General features: G+C 70.3%; 14 protein-coding genes and 2 pseudogenes. 11 read left to right on the forward strand and 5 right to left on the reverse strand.

Annotation, left to right across the window (positions count from 1 at the left end):
- The first annotated feature begins 47 nt into the window (after nucleotides 1-47).
- The 3 genes from ACWENQ_RS33205 (at nucleotide 48) to ACWENQ_RS33215 (ending at nucleotide 4,615) form a co-directional block, all read left to right on the forward strand.
- The gene (locus ACWENQ_RS33205) at nucleotides 48-1,058 is read left to right on the forward strand and encodes a LacI family DNA-binding transcriptional regulator (RefSeq protein WP_354922112.1); all 1,011 of its coding nucleotides are present in this window, start codon (nucleotides 48-50) and stop codon (nucleotides 1,056-1,058) included.
- Nucleotides 1,059-1,127: 69 nt separating this feature from the next.
- Nucleotides 1,128-2,708 (forward strand): hypothetical protein, encoded by a 1,581-nt coding sequence (locus ACWENQ_RS33210; RefSeq protein ID WP_452417767.1) that lies wholly within the window; start codon nucleotides 1,128-1,130, stop codon nucleotides 2,706-2,708.
- 20 nt (nucleotides 2,709-2,728) lie between these two features.
- Nucleotides 2,729-4,615 (forward strand): hypothetical protein, encoded by a 1,887-nt coding sequence (locus ACWENQ_RS33215; RefSeq protein WP_452417769.1) that lies wholly within the window; start codon nucleotides 2,729-2,731, stop codon nucleotides 4,613-4,615.
- On the opposite strand, the gene ACWENQ_RS33220 is transcribed toward ACWENQ_RS33215, so the two are convergent.
- Nucleotides 4,585-5,157, reverse strand: a complete 573-nt coding sequence (locus ACWENQ_RS33220; RefSeq protein WP_452417770.1) for a TetR/AcrR family transcriptional regulator — start codon at nucleotides 5,155-5,157, stop codon at nucleotides 4,585-4,587. The genes ACWENQ_RS33215 and ACWENQ_RS33220 overlap by 31 nt on opposite strands.
- Before the next feature lie 180 nt (nucleotides 5,158-5,337).
- Between ACWENQ_RS33220 and ACWENQ_RS33225 the strand changes: the two genes are divergently transcribed.
- The 7 genes and pseudogenes from ACWENQ_RS33225 to ACWENQ_RS33255 all read left to right on the forward strand — a co-directional run.
- Nucleotides 5,338-6,195, forward strand: coding sequence for a poly(ethylene terephthalate) hydrolase family protein (locus tag ACWENQ_RS33225; protein WP_449930202.1), 858 nt, complete (start codon nucleotides 5,338-5,340; stop codon nucleotides 6,193-6,195).
- A 10-nt stretch (nucleotides 6,196-6,205) separates the two neighbouring features.
- The gene (locus tag ACWENQ_RS33230; RefSeq protein WP_452417771.1) at nucleotides 6,206-7,459 is read left to right on the forward strand and encodes an ABC transporter substrate-binding protein; all 1,254 of its coding nucleotides are present in this window, start codon (nucleotides 6,206-6,208) and stop codon (nucleotides 7,457-7,459) included.
- Entirely contained in the window at nucleotides 7,456-8,337 is an 882-nt protein-coding gene (locus ACWENQ_RS33235; protein WP_452417773.1) for a carbohydrate ABC transporter permease, read from the forward strand. The genes ACWENQ_RS33230 and ACWENQ_RS33235 overlap by 4 nt, the downstream gene beginning before the upstream one ends.
- Nucleotides 8,334-9,143 (forward strand): carbohydrate ABC transporter permease, encoded by an 810-nt coding sequence (locus ACWENQ_RS33240; RefSeq protein ID WP_452417775.1) that lies wholly within the window; start codon nucleotides 8,334-8,336, stop codon nucleotides 9,141-9,143. The genes ACWENQ_RS33235 and ACWENQ_RS33240 overlap by 4 nt, the downstream gene beginning before the upstream one ends.
- A complete protein-coding gene (locus tag ACWENQ_RS33245) occupies nucleotides 9,140-10,450 on the forward strand; it encodes a M28 family metallopeptidase (RefSeq protein WP_449930194.1) in 1,311 nt (436 codons plus the stop codon). Before ACWENQ_RS33240 ends, ACWENQ_RS33245 begins: the two co-directional genes overlap by 4 nt.
- Nucleotides 10,447-11,808, forward strand: a complete 1,362-nt coding sequence (locus ACWENQ_RS33250; RefSeq protein WP_452417777.1) for a carboxylesterase/lipase family protein — start codon at nucleotides 10,447-10,449, stop codon at nucleotides 11,806-11,808. Before ACWENQ_RS33245 ends, ACWENQ_RS33250 begins: the two co-directional genes overlap by 4 nt.
- 62 nt (nucleotides 11,809-11,870) lie before the next feature.
- Nucleotides 11,871-12,188, forward strand: a pseudogene (locus ACWENQ_RS33255) (GNAT family N-acetyltransferase); the annotation flags it as partial.
- Between the two features lie 38 nt (nucleotides 12,189-12,226).
- Here ACWENQ_RS33255 and ACWENQ_RS33260 read toward each other — a convergent pair.
- Nucleotides 12,227-12,349 (reverse strand): annotated as a pseudogene (locus ACWENQ_RS33260) (IS701 family transposase); the annotation flags it as partial.
- Nucleotides 12,350-12,507: 158 nt separating this feature from the next.
- Here ACWENQ_RS33260 and ACWENQ_RS33265 point away from each other — a divergent pair.
- Nucleotides 12,508-13,719: an IS701 family transposase gene (locus ACWENQ_RS33265; protein WP_452417806.1), complete on the forward strand. Its 1,212-nt coding sequence runs from the start codon at nucleotides 12,508-12,510 to the stop codon at nucleotides 13,717-13,719.
- 167 nt (nucleotides 13,720-13,886) lie between these two features.
- Here the strand turns inward: ACWENQ_RS33265 and ACWENQ_RS33270 are convergent, their stop codons facing one another.
- The 3 genes from ACWENQ_RS33270 to ACWENQ_RS33280 are packed head-to-tail and all read right to left on the reverse strand — an operon-like array spanning nucleotide 13,887 to nucleotide 16,387.
- The gene (locus tag ACWENQ_RS33270) at nucleotides 13,887-14,354 is read right to left on the reverse strand and encodes a hemerythrin domain-containing protein (protein WP_449930188.1); all 468 of its coding nucleotides are present in this window, start codon (nucleotides 14,352-14,354) and stop codon (nucleotides 13,887-13,889) included.
- A complete protein-coding gene (locus ACWENQ_RS33275; RefSeq protein ID WP_452417778.1) occupies nucleotides 14,344-15,825 on the reverse strand; it encodes an MFS transporter in 1,482 nt (493 codons plus the stop codon). Before ACWENQ_RS33275 ends, ACWENQ_RS33270 begins: the two co-directional genes overlap by 11 nt.
- Nucleotides 15,809-16,387: a PadR family transcriptional regulator gene (locus ACWENQ_RS33280; RefSeq protein ID WP_449930184.1), complete on the reverse strand. Its 579-nt coding sequence runs from the start codon at nucleotides 16,385-16,387 to the stop codon at nucleotides 15,809-15,811. The genes ACWENQ_RS33275 and ACWENQ_RS33280 overlap by 17 nt, the downstream gene beginning before the upstream one ends.
- Nucleotides 16,388-16,576: the final 189 nt, after the last annotated feature.

The raw sequence follows: 16,576 nt of genomic DNA on the forward strand, positions 1-16,576 counted from the left end.
GGAAAAGTGTGTAGTGCGTTCTACGAAAGCTCTATGAAGGACGGCGTGTGACGAGCGGACGGGTGACGATCGCCGATGTGGCCAGGCGAGCCGGGGTTTCCACGGCCGCCGTGTCCAAGGTGGTGCGCGGGGCCTACGGCGTGAGCGCGGAGATGCAGGCCAAGGTGACGCAGGCCATCGACGAGCTGGGCTACCGCCCGCACGCCGCGGCCCGCGCCCTGCGCGGACGCACCTACACCCTCGGCGTCATGCTCTCGGACACCCGCAACCCGTTCTTCCCCGACATCATCGAGGGCGTCACCGGCCGGCTGGGCGACACCGAGTACCAGGTGCTGCTCGGACCTGGCGGGATCGAGCCCAAGACGCAGGCCAGGATGACCGACGCCATGATCGACCGGAGCATGGACGGGCTCATCCTGATCTCGCCGGTCATGTCGGACGCCGAACTCGCCGCCATCGCGACGGCCATCCCGATCGTCGTGGTGGGCAGGCACGGCGGCGCCGCGGCCTACGACGCGGTCGTCGACGACGACGTGATGGGGGCGGGGCTCGTGGTCGACCACCTGGTCGGGCTCGGGCACACCCGGATCGCGCACATCACCCACCTGGAGCGGGCCCGCGCCCAGGGACTGCCGCACACGGTGCGCGCCGAAGGCTACCGCCAGGCGATGCGCGCCCACGGACTCGCCGACGACGTGCTGGCCACCTCCTTCACCGAGGAGGGCGGCTTCGAGGGCGCGCGGGAACTGCTCGCGCGCGACGACCGGCCCACCGCGATCTTCGCCGGGGCCGACATCGCGGCGCTCGGCGTGCTGCGCGCCGCCGACGAGGCGGGCCTGTCGGTGCCGGAGGACCTCTCCGTCGCCGGATACGACAACATCGGCATCGCCTCGCTCAAGCGCATCTCGCTCACCAGCGTCGACCAGGACGGGCACGTGATCGGGGCGACCGCCGCGCGCCTGCTCGTCGAACGCATCGAGGGACGCTCACGATCGGTGACGTCGTCGGTGTCACCCACGCTGATCGTCCGCGGAACCACAGGACCGCCTCGCCGCTGAACACCGGCCGCCTGTCGGGGGACTGTCGCGGACCAAGAATTAAAACGATTCGATGGAAGGACCCCCCACGTGAGACGACTCGCTCTCCTCGCCCTTCTCCTCCCGCTGGTCGCGCCCGCGCCATCGGCCTCCGCCCAGACGGCCGCTCCGGCCTGCCCGGTCAGGGTCGACCCCGCCGCGTTCGCCGCCGAGGCCCGCCTGAGCAGCCTGGCCGAGCAGCAGGAGGCGTTCGGCCCCAGGCCGACCGGCTCCACCGCGCACGCCGACTACGTCGACTGGCTGGAGGACGAGATGGCGGCCATCCCCGGCCTCCAGCTCTCCTCCCTGCCCTACGCCATCGACCGCTGGGACAGCCTCGGCACCGGCTTGACCGTCGGCGGCACGGCCGTGCAGGTCGCGGCCCCCGTACCGTTCTCCTCCTCCACCGGCGCGGGCGGCGTCTCGGCGCCACTCGTCCACCTGGCCGCAGGGACGAACATCACCGCGGCCAACGCCGCCGGGAAGATCGTCGTCCGGGACCTGCCGTGGACCAACATGCCCAACCTGCTGTTCTATCCGCCCGCCCTCGGCTACTCCATGTACGACCCGGCCCTCACGATCAACCTGCTCGGCTCGGAGTCGATGGAGGCCCCGGCCGCGGCCGACGCCGACCTCAAGGCGGCCGCCGCCGCGGGCGCGGTGGGCGTGATCGAGGTCAGCCAGCTCCCGCATGCCCAGATCCAGGGCCAGTACGCGCCCTACGAGGGCCTGCCGTACGGCGTGCCAGGCGCGTACGTCGGCGCCGACCAGGGCAAGCAGATCAAGGACGCGCTGGCCGCCGGGCAGCCGGTCCAGGCCGCGCTGACCGTGAACGCCGCCTGGACGCCGACGACGACCCGCACCCTGCTCGCGACGCTTCCCGGCGGGAGCGCCCAGAAGATCGTCGTGGAGAGCCACACCGACGGCATGAGCCCGGTGTGGGACAACGGCCCGCTCGCCATGATCGAGATGGCCCGCTACCTGTCGTCGCTACCGGTGGAGTGCCGTCCGCGCACCGTGCAGTTCGCGTTCGTGACCGGCCACCTCTACCAGCACCTGACCGGCCCCGACGTCCGCGAGGGCGGCGCGGGTCAGCTCGCCGCCCAGCTCGACGCCGAGTACGACCAGGGCGGGGTCTCCTCCGTCGTCGTGCTCGAGCACCTCGGCGCCAAGCGCTACGACGCGGTCGCCAGGCCGAACGGCCTGCCGGGCAAGCAGCTCGTCGCCAACCCCGCCCTCACCGAACTGCTGATGGTCCCCGTCAGCGAGAGCACGCCGCTGCGCGAACTGGTCAAGGGCCACATCGAGTACTGGGACGTGAGGCGCACCGCGATCCTCAAGGGCCTGTCGGCGGCCGACCTCGCCACGGTGCCGCACCACTGCGGCTTCGGTGGCGAGGGCACGCCGTACAACCAGCACCTGCTGCCCGTCATCGCGCCCATCGCCGCGCCCAAGACGCTGTTCTCGCCGCAGTTCGGCACCGAGGCGATCGACCTGCCGGCGATGCGCAAGGCGGCCCTCGCCTTCACCGACGTCGTGCTCGACCTCGGCCCGATGGCCCAGTCGGCCGTCGCGGGCGACGTGACCGCCATGCGCCAGCAGCGCGCCTCCGGCACGCCGGGGTGCGCGTGAGCATAGACAGGAAAAGGCTCGTGCGCCGGCACACCGTCGCCGACGCCGGGTGTCCGCTCACCGTCGGCAACGGCGAGTTCGCCTTCACCGCCGACGCCACCGGGCTGCAGACCTTCGCGCCGCTGGGCACGCAGGCGCAGTGGGGCTGGCACACGATGCCCAACCCCGAGGGCCACGTGCTGGAGGACGCGCTCACCGACTACGACGGCGTCGGCTATCCGGACCTGTATCCGGCCACCGAGGCGGGAGGCTGGCTGCACGTGAACCCGCACCGCCTGCATCTCGGCCGGATCGGCCTCGACGTCGACGAGGCCGCCCCGCTCGGCCGGTCGGCGCAGACCCTCGACCTGTGGACCGGCACGCTGTCCAGCTCCTTCGAGCTGGGCGGCCTGCCGTACGAGGTGGAGACGGTCTGTCACCCCGAGCGGGACCTGCTGGCCGTCCGCGTCGTGGGCGGCGCGGGGATCAGGATCGCCTTCCCCTACGCCAGCGATGGCTGGCACACCACCGCCGACTGGGACCAACCCGAGAGGCACACCACCACGCACGCGCTCACGCACACGCCGTACGGCTCGCGCTGCGACTTCACCCGCGTCCTGGACGCGGACCGGTACCACGTGGCCGCCGAGTGGGCGGGGTCGGCGCGGCTCACGTCGCCCGGCGGTCACGTGTACCTGATCCAGGGCGACGAGCTCGAGCTCGTCGTCGAGTTCGCGCGCCACCCCGTCGGCGCCGCGCTCCCGTCCTTCTCCCAGGTCCGTACGGCTGCCGCCGACCACTGGGAGAGGTTCTGGACGAGCGGAGGAGCGGTGAGCTTCGACGGCAGCACCGACCCGCGAGCGCCCGAGCTCGAACGCCGGGTCGTGCTCTCGCAGTACCTCACCGCGGTCAACTGCGCGGGCTCCACCCCGCCGCAGGAGACCGGGCTGGCCGTCAACTCCTGGAGCGGCAAGTTCCACCTGGAGATGCACTGGTGGCACGCCGCCCACTTCGCCCTGTGGGGCAGGCCCGAGCTGCTGGAGCGGAGCCTGCCGTGGTACCGCTCGATCCTGCCGCGGGCCAGGGCCACGGCCGGACGGCAGGGTTTCCGCGGCGCCCGCTGGCCCAAGCAGGTGGGGCCGGAGGGCAGGGAGAGCCCGAGCGAGATCGGCGCCTTCATCATCTGGCAGCAGCCGCACCTGATCTACTTCGCCGAGCTGCTCCGCCGGATCCGCCCTGGGGCGCTGGAGGACTACCGGGACCTGGTGTTCGAGACGGCCGAGTTCATGGCCTCCTTCGCGGGCGGCGGGCATCTGGGGCCGCCGCTGGTCCCGGCGCAGGAGTCCTACTACGAGTCCAGGCGGTTGGTGCGCGATCCCGCGTTCGAGCTGGCCTACTGGTGGTGGGGGCTGGAGACGGCCCAGCGGTGGCGGGGCCTGCTCGGCCTCGCCCCCGACCCGGAGTGGGCGCGGGTCCTGCACGGCCTGGCCCGGCCACTGGTGCGCGACGGCGTCTACGCGGCCATCGGCGTGGAGCCGTACACGATCAGGACCGACCACCCCTCGATGACCGGCGCGCTCGGGTTCGTGCCGCCCACCCCGCTGATCGACCCCGAGACCATGCGGGCCACCCTGCACGACGTGCTCGCCGACTGGGATCTGGAGAGCGCCTGGGGCTGGGACTTCCCGATGCTCGCCATGTGCGCGGCCAGGCTCGGCGAGCCTGACACCGCCGTGGACGCGCTGCTGATGGACGCCCCGAAGAACACCTACCTGGCCAGCGGCCACAACCACCAGTGGCCCGGACTGCTGCCCCTCTACCTGCCGGGCAACGGTGGCCTGCTGGCCGCCGTGGCCCACATGGCGGCGGAGGAGTGCTTCCCCGAAGGCTGGCTGGTTCAGGCGGAAGGAGTGGTCGCGATGCCGTGATCGGGGCCGGCGAGCAGGGTGAGCGTGTAGTGGTAGAGGTCGCCGGCCGACGACGTCAGAGTGGCGACACGGCCCTCACGTACCTCCGAGGCGATGAACTCGGTGGTCCCGTAGACGATCAGGCGGGGCACCGCGGCACGCAGCGGCGGCAGCGAGGGATCCTCCAGCCTGGCCCGCGCGGCCAGCGCCCCGAGCATGTCGAGGAAGGGCCGGTAGGCGGCGTCACGCTGCTCGACGGCCCGCTCACCCGCCCTCGGCAACTCCACGAAGTACGCCTGCGCGTACTCCGGGCGTTCCTGCCACCACCGCAGGTAGGCGGTCATCCCCAGCCGGAGCGCCTCGCGCCAGCGGTCGCCCGCCCCCGACGCGGCCGTGTAGATCGAGTCGATCATATCGGGCAGGTCGCGCTCGCATCCGGCGAGGAAGCACGCCTCCTTGTCGGCGAACTGGGCGTAGAAGGCGTTGCGCGAGACCCGCGCGGCGGCGATCACGTCCGGCACGCTCGTGGCGGCGTATCCACGCCTCGCGACGAGCCTCAGCATGGCCTCCACGAGGCGGTTTCGCTGGGAGTCGCGCACCGTGTCGGGGGACAGTCCGTGCCGCCCCCTGGGGAGTGGCCGGCCCGCCGGAACTTCCTTCTGTTCGTGTCTTGACATCGCTCCCCGATCGTACTTCCCTCTCTTAGGAGACGTTCACGTCTCCAAATAGCCTACGAGGTGACCATGGAGAACTTCACCCGCCGGCAGGCGTTACGGGCAGGGGCACTCGGCCTCATGCCGGCCGGATTCCTGTCGTGGACCACCGAGGCCAACGCCGCCTCCACCATCGAGACGATCTACAAGGCAGCGGGTCCGTGGCCGGTCGCCACCGGCACCTCGGGCGGCCACCGGCTCTACTACCCCTCCACCCTGGGCTCGGGCGGCGTCACGCACCCGATCGTCACATGGGGCAACGGCTCGTGGGCCACCCCCGACGACTATCCGGGACTGCTCAACCACCTCGCCTCGTGGGGCTTCGCGGTGGTCGCCTCCACCGACACGACCACGGGCACCGGCGCCGAGATCCTCGCCGCCGCCCAGCACCTCATCAGCCTCGACACCGACCCCGCCAGCGTCTTCCACGGCAAGCTGAACACCGCCCAGGTCGCCGCCGCCGGCCACTCCCAGGGCGCGGGGGGATCCATCAACGCGGCCAACGACTCCGCAGGGCTGATCAAGACCGTCGTGCCGATCGCCGTGCCCGCGCAGTGGATGGCCGGCCCAGGAGATGAGTTCTCCGTCGCCGACCTGACCTGCCCGGTGCTCTTCCTCAGCGGCGCGAACGACTGGCTGATCTCCTCGGCCGCGACCGTGCAGGGCTACTACGACCAGGCCACCGCCGGAGCGGGCAGGGCGCTGCTCAAGGGCGCAGGGCACAACGACATCCAGAACACCGGCGGCGCCTTCCTCGGCTACGTGACCGCCTGGCTGAGGTACCGCCTCCAGGCCGACACCCAGGCCCGCGGGGCGTTCGCCGGCGGCACCGCCGAGCTCCCCACCAACACCGCCTGGCAGAACCAGGCCCTCAAGAACCTCACCTAGGAGAACCACCATGGCGGATCCGACGCGGCGTGGGCTACTCGCCGCCGGCGCGCTCACCCTGCTCGCCGGATGCGGCAAGGACCAGCCTCGGCAGCAGGCCGCGGACGGCAGGCCGCACGGCGAGGTCACCGTCTGGCTGCACGGCTCGCAGGACACCGGCCGGCAGTTCCAGGAGCTCGTGCACCGCTACATCGCCGAGTTCAAGGTCGACGTGAAGCTGCTCCACCTGCCCGTGGGCCAGCTCGACGCCAAACTGCTGACCGCCTTCAGCGGCGGCGCCCCGCCCGACGTCTTCAAGATCGGCCACTGGAGCTTCCCCGCGCACGCCAGGAAGAAGCGGCTCGCGCCCGTCGACACCAGGGCGCTCTCGCTACAGAACTACGAGCCGGGCACGACCACCCCGCTCACCTACCAGGACGTGCCCTACGGCGTGCCCATCGACTTCAACCCCTGCATGCTCTACTACCGCAAGGACCGGTTCGAGGAGGCCGGACTCGACCCCGGCAGGCCCCCGGCGACCTGGGAGGAGGTCGCCGAGTACAGCGCCAAGCTCACCTCCGAGGACCGCAGGCGAGTCGGCCTGCAGTGGCTCTACGGCGACCCCCAGTGGGCCCTCATGACGCTGACCGCCCTCGTCAGGGGCAAGGGCGGCGAGCTCGTCACGGCGGGCGGCACGAAGGCGTCGCTGTCCACCGAGCAGGGCCTCAACGCCCTGACGTACATGTCGGGGATCGGCAACCCCAAGCTCTCCAACCCGCTGGGCGCGCTCGGCCTGTTCTACTCCGGCGAGGCCGCCATGGTCGTCAGCGGCGCCTTCCTCGGCCCCGCGCTGGAGAAGCTGGGCAAGGACAAGCTCACCTTCGGCAAGCAGTACGGCGTCGCGCCCATGCCCACCTGGGCCGGCGGCCCGCCCGTTGTTCCCGCCTACACCTGGGGCTGGGGCGTGGCCAAGGACTCGCCCAACCAGTTCACCGCCTGGCACCTCATCAACTACCTGCAGGGCGCCCCGTCGGTGGCCGCCAACCTCGACAACGGCATCATCATCCCGGCCAAGGGCTGGCGCGACGCCGGGCCGCGCGGCAGGTCCGAGATCATGAAGATCGTCGCCGACGGCCTCCCGCATGTGGACTTCGGCCCGATCATCCCCGGCACCCTCGAACTGGCGAAGGCCGCGGCCGGCGCCGTCGACTCCGTCGCCCACGGCAAGTCGACCCCCGCCCAGGCCGCGGCGACCTTCGACTCCACCGTGCGGCTGGTCCTGTGAGCGTGCTCGGCAGGGTCAGCGCCCGGCCCCAGGCCACGGCGGGCGTGGCGCTGACCCTCCCGGTGGCCGTCTTCTTCGTCGTGTTCTGGCTCGTCCCGTTCCTGGCCGCCATCTATCTCAGCTTCACCGACTACGAGATGGCAGGGACGCCCAACTGGATCGGCCTCGCCAACTACGAGCGCATGTTCGCCGACCCCGGCTTCCTCAACTCGGCGTGGATCACCGTCGTCTACACGGTCTGCACGGTGGTCCCGACGATCGTGCTGGCCCTGCTGGTGGCCGTGCCGCTGAGCAAGCCGGGACGGCTCAACCGCCGGCTCAGAGCGCTCGTCATGATTCCGGCCGTGATGCCGCTCGCCGCCACGTCCATGGTCTGGGTGATCATCTACTCCGACCGCGGCCTGGCCAACACCCTCCTCGGCCTGGTCGGGATCGATCCGCAGTCCTGGCTGACCGGCTCCGGCCTGGCCATCTGGGCCCTGGTCGTGATGGTCGTCTGGAAGAGCATGGGGCTGTTCGTGATCATCCTGACCGCCGGGCTGCAGGCGCTGCCCGGCGAGGTGTACGAGGCCGCCGCCATCGACGGCTCAGGGGCGGTGACCACGTTCACCCGGATCACGCTCCCGCTGCTGCGCAGGACCCTGCTGTTCGTCCTGGTCATCTCGGTGGCCGGATCGATGCAGGCGTTCGTGCCCGCCTTCCTGCTCACCGGCGGCGGGCCCGCCGACGCCACCCAGGTGCTGCCGTACTACATCTGGGCCAACGCCTTCCCCTACGAGCACATGGGCTACGCCGCCGCCATGGGCATGGTGCTGCTCGTCGCCATGATGATCGTCTCGGCGCTGCAGTTCGGGTTCCTGAAGGGAGGCGACGAATGAGAGCGGGAACCATCCTGCGCACCGTCTGGCTGATCGCCGCGGTCGGGTTCATGCTGCTGCCGGTCTACGCCATGCTCGTCGTCGCCTCGGCGCCCGACGACACCGACCTGCGCGGGCTGGTCTTCAACGGCTTCCACCTGCCCGAGAACATCAGGCTGCTGTTCGGCGAGGGCAACCTGCCCACCTACCTGCGCAACAGCCTCATCCTGTGCGTCGGCACCGGCGTCCTGGACGTCATCTTCTCGGCCGCCGCGGGATACGCGATGGCCCAGCTGTCCTTCCCCGGCCGCCGCGTCCTGTTCGCGCTGGTGGTCGGCACGCTGGCGCTCACCCCGATGGTCCTGGTCATCCCCGTCTTCCTCATCGTGAAGGAGCTTGGCTGGGTCAACACCTTCCAGGGCATGATGGTGCCCGGCATGATCAGCGCGTTCGGCGTCTTCCTGGTGCGGCAGTTCGCCCTCGGCATCCCGAAGGAGCTGCTGCTGGCCGCGCGGGTCGACGGCGCGGGGGAGTTCCGCATCTTCGCGCGCGTCGCCGTGCCGCTGCTCAAGCCCGCGCTCATCACCCTGTTCCTCGTGCATTTCCTGGCGCAGTGGGACAACCTGCTGTGGCCGCTGATCGTGGCCAACGAGCAGGAGCTGTGGCCGCTGCCGGTGGGGCTGGCCAACTTCCAGAGCGAGGCCGGCTTCAACTATCACCTGACCACCACCGCGGCACTGGTCACCGCCGTGCCCCCGTTCATCCTGATGGTGGCGCTGCAGCGTTACTACGTGGCCGGGCTCACCTTCGGAGGGCTGAAACGATGATCCCGGACACCGCACGGATGATGGAGTGGATCGAGACGGTCACCTCGCGGGGCATCAGGCGTCCCGGCTACCCGGCCGACGACTGGACCGCCGCGTGGGCCGCCGAGCTCTTCACCGGGTTCGGGCTCGGCGACGTACGGCTGGCGCCGGTCGAGCTGCCCGTCTGGCGGCCGGTGACGGCGGACCTGGTGGTGCGCCTGGACGCTGACCCGTCGAGAGTCGTGCGGGTGGCGGCGTCCGCCCTGCCGTACACCACGCCGAAGGCGACCGTGAGCGCGCCGGTCAGCCGCGAGGTCGTGCCGGGCGCGATCGTTGTGCCCGAGTACACCTTCACCGAGCTGCCGCAGTCCTACCTCAGGGACCAGGCGACGGCCGTGCACGACCCCGAGGGCGTCTTCGACGAGCTGGTCCAGACGCTGCCGTTCCAGCTCGACTACCTCGACGTCATCCAGGGCGTCATGGACGGCGGCGCCGCCGCCTTCGCGGGGGCGCTGACCGGGGTGCCGTGGGAGACACGCGACTACTACGTGCCTTACGACGCCGTGCACCGCGACCTGCCGGCCGTCTGGCTGTCGGGCGGCGACTCGCGGCGGGTGCTCGCCCTGGTCGACGAGGGACCCTGCACGGGCACGCTCACCGTCGAGTCGGAGACGGGCCCGGCCGTCTCGCACAACGTGATCGGCACGCTCCCCGGCCGCTCCGGCCAGTGGGTGATCATCGGCTCGCACCACGACGCGCCATGGGCCTCGGCCGTCGAGGACGCCTCGGGGATCGCGCTGGTGCTGGCCGCCGCCCAGTACTGGGCGGGCGTGCCCGAACGGGACCGGCCGCACAACCTGATCTTCCTGCTGACCGCAGGTCACATGGCGCACGCCGCGGGCACCCGGGCCTTCATCGAGGAGAACCGCGGGCTGCTGGGCGACGTGGTACTCCAGCTCCACCTGGAGCACGCCGCCCGGCGGTGCGTGGTCGTGGACGGCGAACTGGTGCCCACCGGCGACCCCGAACCCGGCTGGTGGTTCACCACCAGGAAGCCGGAGCTGGAGAGCCTGGTGGCGGCGGCCCTCGTCGCGGAGGACCTGAGACGCTCGTTCGTGCTGCCGCCGGACGTGTTCTCCCCGATGCCGCCCACCGACGGGGCCTTCTTCCACCCCGAAGGGGTGCCGCTCGTGCACTTCCTGTCGGCTCCCATGTACCTGTTCGACTCGGCCGACACCCTCGACAAGGTGCACGAGGCCAGCCTCGAGCCGCTCACCCGGGCGGCGATCAGAATCGTCGAAGGGACGGCCGGATGGCGCCGCGCATGATCGTGCGAACCACTTGCGGGCTGGTCGAGGGCAGGGCCGAGGAGGGCGTGCTCGCCTTCCTCGGCGTGCCGTACGCCGCCCCGCCCTTCGGCGAGCACCGCTTCGGCGCGCCCGTCCCGCCACCCGCGTGGGACGGCGTACGGCCCGCCGTCACGCGGGGCCCTGCCGCCCCGCAGGCCGTCGGCGAGGACATCGGCCTGTACGCGCCCGACGTCTTCGAGGTGGGCGAGGACTGCCTCAACCTCGACGTGCGCACCCCTGAGACCGGCCGGGCCGGGCTGCCCGTCCTGGTCTGGATCCACGGCGGCGGGTTCTCCATCGGCGGCAACGGGGCGGCCTGGCACCAGGGCCCCCGCTTCGCCCGCGACGGCGTGGTCTGCGTGGCCATCAACTACCGGCTCGGCTTCGAGGGCTTCCTGGCCCTGGAGGACGCCCCGCTCAACCGGGGTGTCCTCGACTGGCTGGCCGCGCTGGAATGGGTACGCGACAACATCGCGGCCTTCGGCGGCGACCCCGGCAACGTGACGATCGCCGGGCAGTCGGCGGGCGCCGCCGCCGTCGCCACCCTGCTGACGATGCCCCGCGCCGAAGGGCTGTTCCGGCGCGCGATCGTGATGAGCGGCTCGGCCAACCTGGTCGCCACCGAGCAGGAGGCGCGCGACTACGCCAGGACGCTCGCCGCCCGGCTGCGGATCGACCCGACCAGATCCTCCTTCGCCGGGCTGTCCCCCGAGGCGCTCGTCGCCGAACAGCCGCCGCCGCTGACCGGCGACTCCGGCGGGCTGAACGAGTCGGTGCCGGTCAAGCCGGTCGTCGACGGCGACCTGATCCCGGCCGTCCCGCTGGCCGCCCTGCGCGCGGGCGCGAGCGGGCACCTTCCACTGCTGGTCGGCTGCACCTCCCAGGAGGCCGACGTGTTCGTCCGCCGCCTCGCCGCCGACCTCGACGAGGCCGCCGCGCAGGCCGCGCTCGACCACCTCGGCGTCCAGATCGACGAACCCGGCCTCACACCCGCCGAGCGCGTCGGACGCGCCTTCACCCAGCACCTGTTCACCCGCGAGACGCGCTGGATCCGGGAGGCCAGGCCCGCCTACGCCTACGAGTTCCGGTGGGAGTCGCCCGTCGAGAGCCCGGTCGGCGGAGGACGGGTGGGCGCGGTGCACAACCTCGACCTGCCCTTCGTCTTCGACGTGCTCGACGCGCCCGGCGTCGAACGCACCGCAGGGCCAGGCGCGCCGCAGGCCGTGGCCGACGCGATGCACGCCGCCTGGGTGCGCTTCGCCCGCACCGGCGACCCCGGCTGGCCACTCGGGCACACCATGGTCTTCGACGAACCCACTGCGTCGATGCGGCATTGAGTATCAGGCGCGCGTTCATGCCCACGTTGAACGTCGTCCTCCAGGGTTGTCAGCCTGCGCGCATGTCAGATCTAGGACATGTGGCTTGGCCGCCTGAGCTGATCAGGACCGAGCGGCTCGTGCTCCGTGAGCCGGAGGCGTGGGACCGTGCGACATTCATCGAGCTGCTCGCCTCGCCAGAGGTGCACACCTACCTCGGCGGTCCCCGCCCGCGTGACGAGCTTGAGCGTGAGATGCCCGAGGTGCCCGAGCGATGGCCCGGGAGTTTCGTCGTCGAGCTCGACGGGGCGATGATCGGCCAGATCCTGCTCAGGAGAGCAGCCGGGCACCGTCGCCCGGCTGCTGTGGGGAAGGCCGATCTCGGTTACCTGTTCCTGTCGAAGGCCTGGGGGCAAGGGTACGCTGCCGAGGCGTGCGCGGCGGCACTCGGGGCCGCCTCCGCGAGCTGCCAGCCGTTCTTACGCTCGACCGGAGCAAGCAGCCCCGTCACATACGCCCGCGCCTGCTTTCGGGGCTCCACCCGCCCGAACCGGCCTGCCATCCGCCCGAACAGCGCGTCCAGCCCGGACGACCACGCGCGGAGGTCGTCAGCGGTTAACTCGTCCGACATGCCGCCAGACTATAGATCACAAAGCCTGGCTGTAGCACTAGTACTACAGTCATGTTTTGTGATCTATAGTCGCGTTCGTGTCGGATGTGGTGACGTCTGAGGATCTCCAGTCGTGGGCGGCCGGGCTGGATGAACTGTTCGCGCGGGTCGCCAGCCGCTTCGGCCGGGTAGAGCCGCGTCGTCAGGCGCGGGCGTATCTGGTCGGGCTGCTGGCGCCGGTAGAGCGTAAGAACGGCTGGCAACTGGCCGAGGCCGCAGGCGATGCCCAGCCTCATCGGATGCAGCGACTGCTGAACAATGTGCGGTGGGATCCCCGGGATGTCCGTGTTGACCTGCGCGGTTACGTGGTCGAGCAGCTTGGGGATCCGGCCGGGGTGCTGATCGTGGACGAGACCGGGTTCGTCAAGAAAGGCACCCGGTCGGCCGGGGTGCAGCGGCAGTATTCAGGGACGGCCGGCCGGGTGGAGAACTGCCAGCTCGGGGTGTTTCTCGCGTACGCGACACCGCGTGGGCGGGCGTTGCTGGATGCCGAGTTGTACCTGCCGAAGTCCTGGACCGGGGATCGGGAGCGATGCGCTCAGGCCGGTATCCCTGACAGCGTGCCGTTCGCCACCAAGCCGGCGCTGGCCACAGCCATGCTGGGCCGGGCGCTGGAAGGTGGGGTGCCCGCCTCGTGGGTGACTGCGGACGAGGCCTACGGCCAGGATCACAAGTTCCGTCTCTACCTGGAGAAACGCAAGGTCGGGTATGTGGTCGCCGTACCCAAGAACCAGTCGGTCGGCACCGGCATCGGCTACGGCAACACCGGCTCACGAGCTGACGCGGTGACCGCGGATGCGCCTGAGCAGGCGTGGAAACGTCTGTCGGCGGGTGATGGGGCCAAGGGGCCAAGGTTGTACGACTGGGCGATGGCGACCCTGCCGCCCCACGCCGACGATCACCTTGGCGGGTCCGGCGGCTTCCAGCGGTGGCTGCTGGTTCGCCGCAGCCTCACTCCCAACGACCACGGCGAGCTGGAACTGGCCTTCTACCTGTGCTTCGGACCCGCGGGCACCGCGCTGGACCAACTCGTTCGCGTCGCCGGCACCCGCTGGGCCATCGAGGAGTGCTTCCAGAGCGCCAAGAACGAAGTCGGCCTGGACCAGTACCAGGTCCGCCGCTACGACGGCTGGCACCGCCACATCACCTTGGCCATGCTCGCCCACGCCTACCTCGCTGTCACCGCCGCCAACGCCCCAAAAGCCCGAGCGGCCTGGTCCCCCTCAGCCCAGCCGAGATCCGCCGTCTCCTGGCACATCTGACCAGCGCCGTCACCGATCCAATCAGCCAGATTCTTCAACGCGCCCTGGCGTGGTCACACCACCGCCGCGCCCACCAAGCCGGCGCTCGCAGCAGCCACTACTGGAAACGCTGGCTCCGGCACAACAAGATCCAGCTATAGATCACAAAGCCTGGCTGTAGTACTAGACTAGGCGTCACCGAACATCCGCTGCTTGTCGCTCTCCGGAGCATCGAGGACGCGCAGCGCACGTTTCAGCGACCCCTCCTCGAAGCCGAAGTGCGCCTTCATAGCACCCTTGATCTCGTTTATCTGCCGGAAGAGCTCCTGCGGCGACGACTCGGAGGAGTCCAGGGCCCGCTGGAAATCGGCCAGGAGCTGTGAGAGGACCTCGTGCTCGCGGGTGAGCTGGGTGATGATGGGCTCCAGCTCAGGCATCTGCTCGAGCAGGGCAGGGAAGAACTCGGCGTCCTCGCTGCGATGATGGCTGCCCATCGCCGAGCAGAACGTGTAGCAGAACTCACGCAGTTCAGGCTTGAGCGCGGAGGCACGATTGCCCTCGCGGATGGCCTTTCTGGCCTCCTCCAGCGCCTTCTCCAGGCGCTGGTGCACGTTCTTCAGCTCCAGATGCCAGGCGAAGATACGGTTACGCAGCATGGAGGGGCTCCTTTCCCTTGGCGGAGTCGGGGGCGTCGTCGCTGTGCTTGGGCAGGGCGAAGACGAGTGCCATGGCGACGAGCGCGAACATGACACTGGCGCCCATGGCGTACGTGGCGCTCCGGGTGAAGACCACGTCGAGGGAACCACCGGTGGTGAAGTCCAGGGTGTCGAACAGGACCCGCCCGGTCACGGCGATGCCGATGGCGCTGCCGACCCGCTGCATGGTCCCGATGACCCCGCTGGCGGCGCCGGCGTCGCGCCGCGAGACGGTCGCGACGATGAAGTCCATGTTGGGCGGGATGAACAGCCCGCTGCCGATGCCGCCGACGACCAGCGGCGCGACGAGCGTCCAGCCCCGCAGGCTGCCGGGCGGGACCACAGCCAGGATGATCAGGATGGCGGTCATGCTCGCTGTCACGAGGGCCAGGCCGATGATGAGCACGGTACGGCCGAAGCGAGCGGCGAGTTGGTCACTCTGTGCGGCCCCGATGATGGTGCCGATCGCGAACGTCATCAGCAGCAGGCCCGACTCCAGGGCCGACGCGTCCAGCCCCGCCTGCCACAGCAGCGAGATGGTGAAGAAGATGCTGGTGAACGCGGCGAAATAGACCAGGGCCAGCACGACGCCGCCGGTGAAGGCGGGGCTGGTGAACAGGTGCGGCGGGACCAGGGGGTTACCGCCGCGCCTGGCCACCCGGCGCTCCCAGAGGGCGAACACGCCGAGCATCGGCACGCTGAGCAACGAGACGAGGTAGGACCACAGCGGCCAGCCCTGGCTGTGGCCCTCGACGAGCGGGACGAGCAGGACGACCAGCGCGACGGTGAGGATGACGAGGCCGGCCCAGTCGGCGCGGTCGTCCTCCTCGGTCCTGCCGGCGGAGGGGAGCAGCCAGAATGCGGCGAGGACGGCGATGACGCCGATCGGGAGGTTGACGCCGAAGATGTAGCGCCAGCCGTTCTCCGCGCCGAAGGCCTCGATGATCAGGCCTCCCGCGAGCGGGCCCATGGCGCTGGAGACGCCGATGACCGCTCCCATGATCGCCAGGGCCTTGCCGCGGAGGCTGCCGGGGAACATCAGGTGGATGAAGGCGGTGATGGAGGTGTAGAAGATGCCGGCCGAGAGTCCCTGGGCGGCGCGCGCGAGGTTGAGCTGCAGGTCGTTCTGGGCGAGCGCGCAGGCCACGCTGGTGAGCGTGAACAGGACCAGCCCGGCGATGAAGACCGGCTTGTGGCCGTACCGGTCGCCGAGGCGGCCCGCGGGAATCAGCGCCAGGCCGTACGCGAGCATGTAGCCGGACAGTACCCAGGACAGCGTGGCCTCCGACGCGTTGAGGCTGGTGTAGATCGTCGGAATGGCGACGTTGACGATGGTGCTGTCCAATAACGCCATGAAGGCGCCCGCCAGCAGGACTGCCAGCGCCAGCCAGGTGGAACGGGTGGTCACCGGGGTTTCATGTTGCTGGGTCATGCGAGTTCCTCCGGGCTTTCTCGTCGAGGATCAGCTGAGGCAGCTGCGCCACGAGCTCCTGGTGCCAGGCGATCTCGGCTCGCAGCCGCACGACGTGGTGCCGCATGGCGAGGGACTCCGCCATGGACAGGTAGCGGGCGACTGTATGCATGTGCGCCTCGTAGTCGGTGAGCATCGCCTCCAGCGAGGTGAGGCGGGCCGCGATGATGGACTCCAGGCCATCGAGCCGGTCCGGGTCGAGCCGGGTGAGGGCGAGGTCGAACGGGTCGGGCCGGAGAACGATTTCACGCAGCCCGCTGATCTTGAGCGATGACAGGGCCTGGGCACCTGCCTCGGTGATCCGCCAGATCTTGCGCGTCGGGTAGGAGCCCACCGTCTCCTTGAGCATCTCCTCGATCAGTCCTTCGGCGGCGAGGCGCTTGATCGCACCGTAGAGCCCGCCGGTGGTGATGTCGGTCCACAGGTCGAGGTGCTCCTCCTCGGACAGGAGGCGTAGGTGGTGCCCGTGCATGGGGCCGCGTTCCGACAACGCGCTGAGGATGAAGATGCGTATTGACGACACGCGACTAGTCTCGCGAGAGTAGTCGTAGGAGGCAAGAGTCTGAGGTCCACAACATCGCGCGGCCGGAAAACCGGCGCCGGATGGAGGGAATCGGCGAACCATGCGTATCTGGAACGCCCCCGACACGTCTGATACGTATCCCTTCGATCGCCGTCGCGATGCGATCAGCGTCGGCGGCGACTGCAGTCC

It is taken from the genome of Nonomuraea sp. NPDC004354 (assembly GCF_053602555.1).

Bases quoted from the DNA above. Each gene is read 5' to 3' on its own strand.
- ACWENQ_RS33220 (WP_452417770.1), bottom strand. From the start codon at position 5,157: ATGCTGAGGCTCGTCGCGAGGCGTGGATACGCCGCCACGAGCGTGCCG.
- ACWENQ_RS33225 (WP_449930202.1), top strand. From the start codon at position 5,338: ATGGAGAACTTCACCCGCCGGCAGGCGTTACGGGCAGGGGCACTCGGC.
- ACWENQ_RS33230 (WP_452417771.1), top strand. From the start codon at position 6,206: ATGGCGGATCCGACGCGGCGTGGGCTACTCGCCGCCGGCGCGCTCACC.
- ACWENQ_RS33240 (WP_452417775.1), top strand. From the start codon at position 8,334: ATGAGAGCGGGAACCATCCTGCGCACCGTCTGGCTGATCGCCGCGGTC.
- ACWENQ_RS33245 (WP_449930194.1), top strand. From the start codon at position 9,140: ATGATCCCGGACACCGCACGGATGATGGAGTGGATCGAGACGGTCACC.
- ACWENQ_RS33250 (WP_452417777.1), top strand. From the start codon at position 10,447: ATGATCGTGCGAACCACTTGCGGGCTGGTCGAGGGCAGGGCCGAGGAG.
- ACWENQ_RS33270 (WP_449930188.1), bottom strand. From the start codon at position 14,354: ATGCTGCGTAACCGTATCTTCGCCTGGCATCTGGAGCTGAAGAACGTG.
- ACWENQ_RS33275 (WP_452417778.1), bottom strand. From the start codon at position 15,825: ATGACCCAGCAACATGAAACCCCGGTGACCACCCGTTCCACCTGGCTG.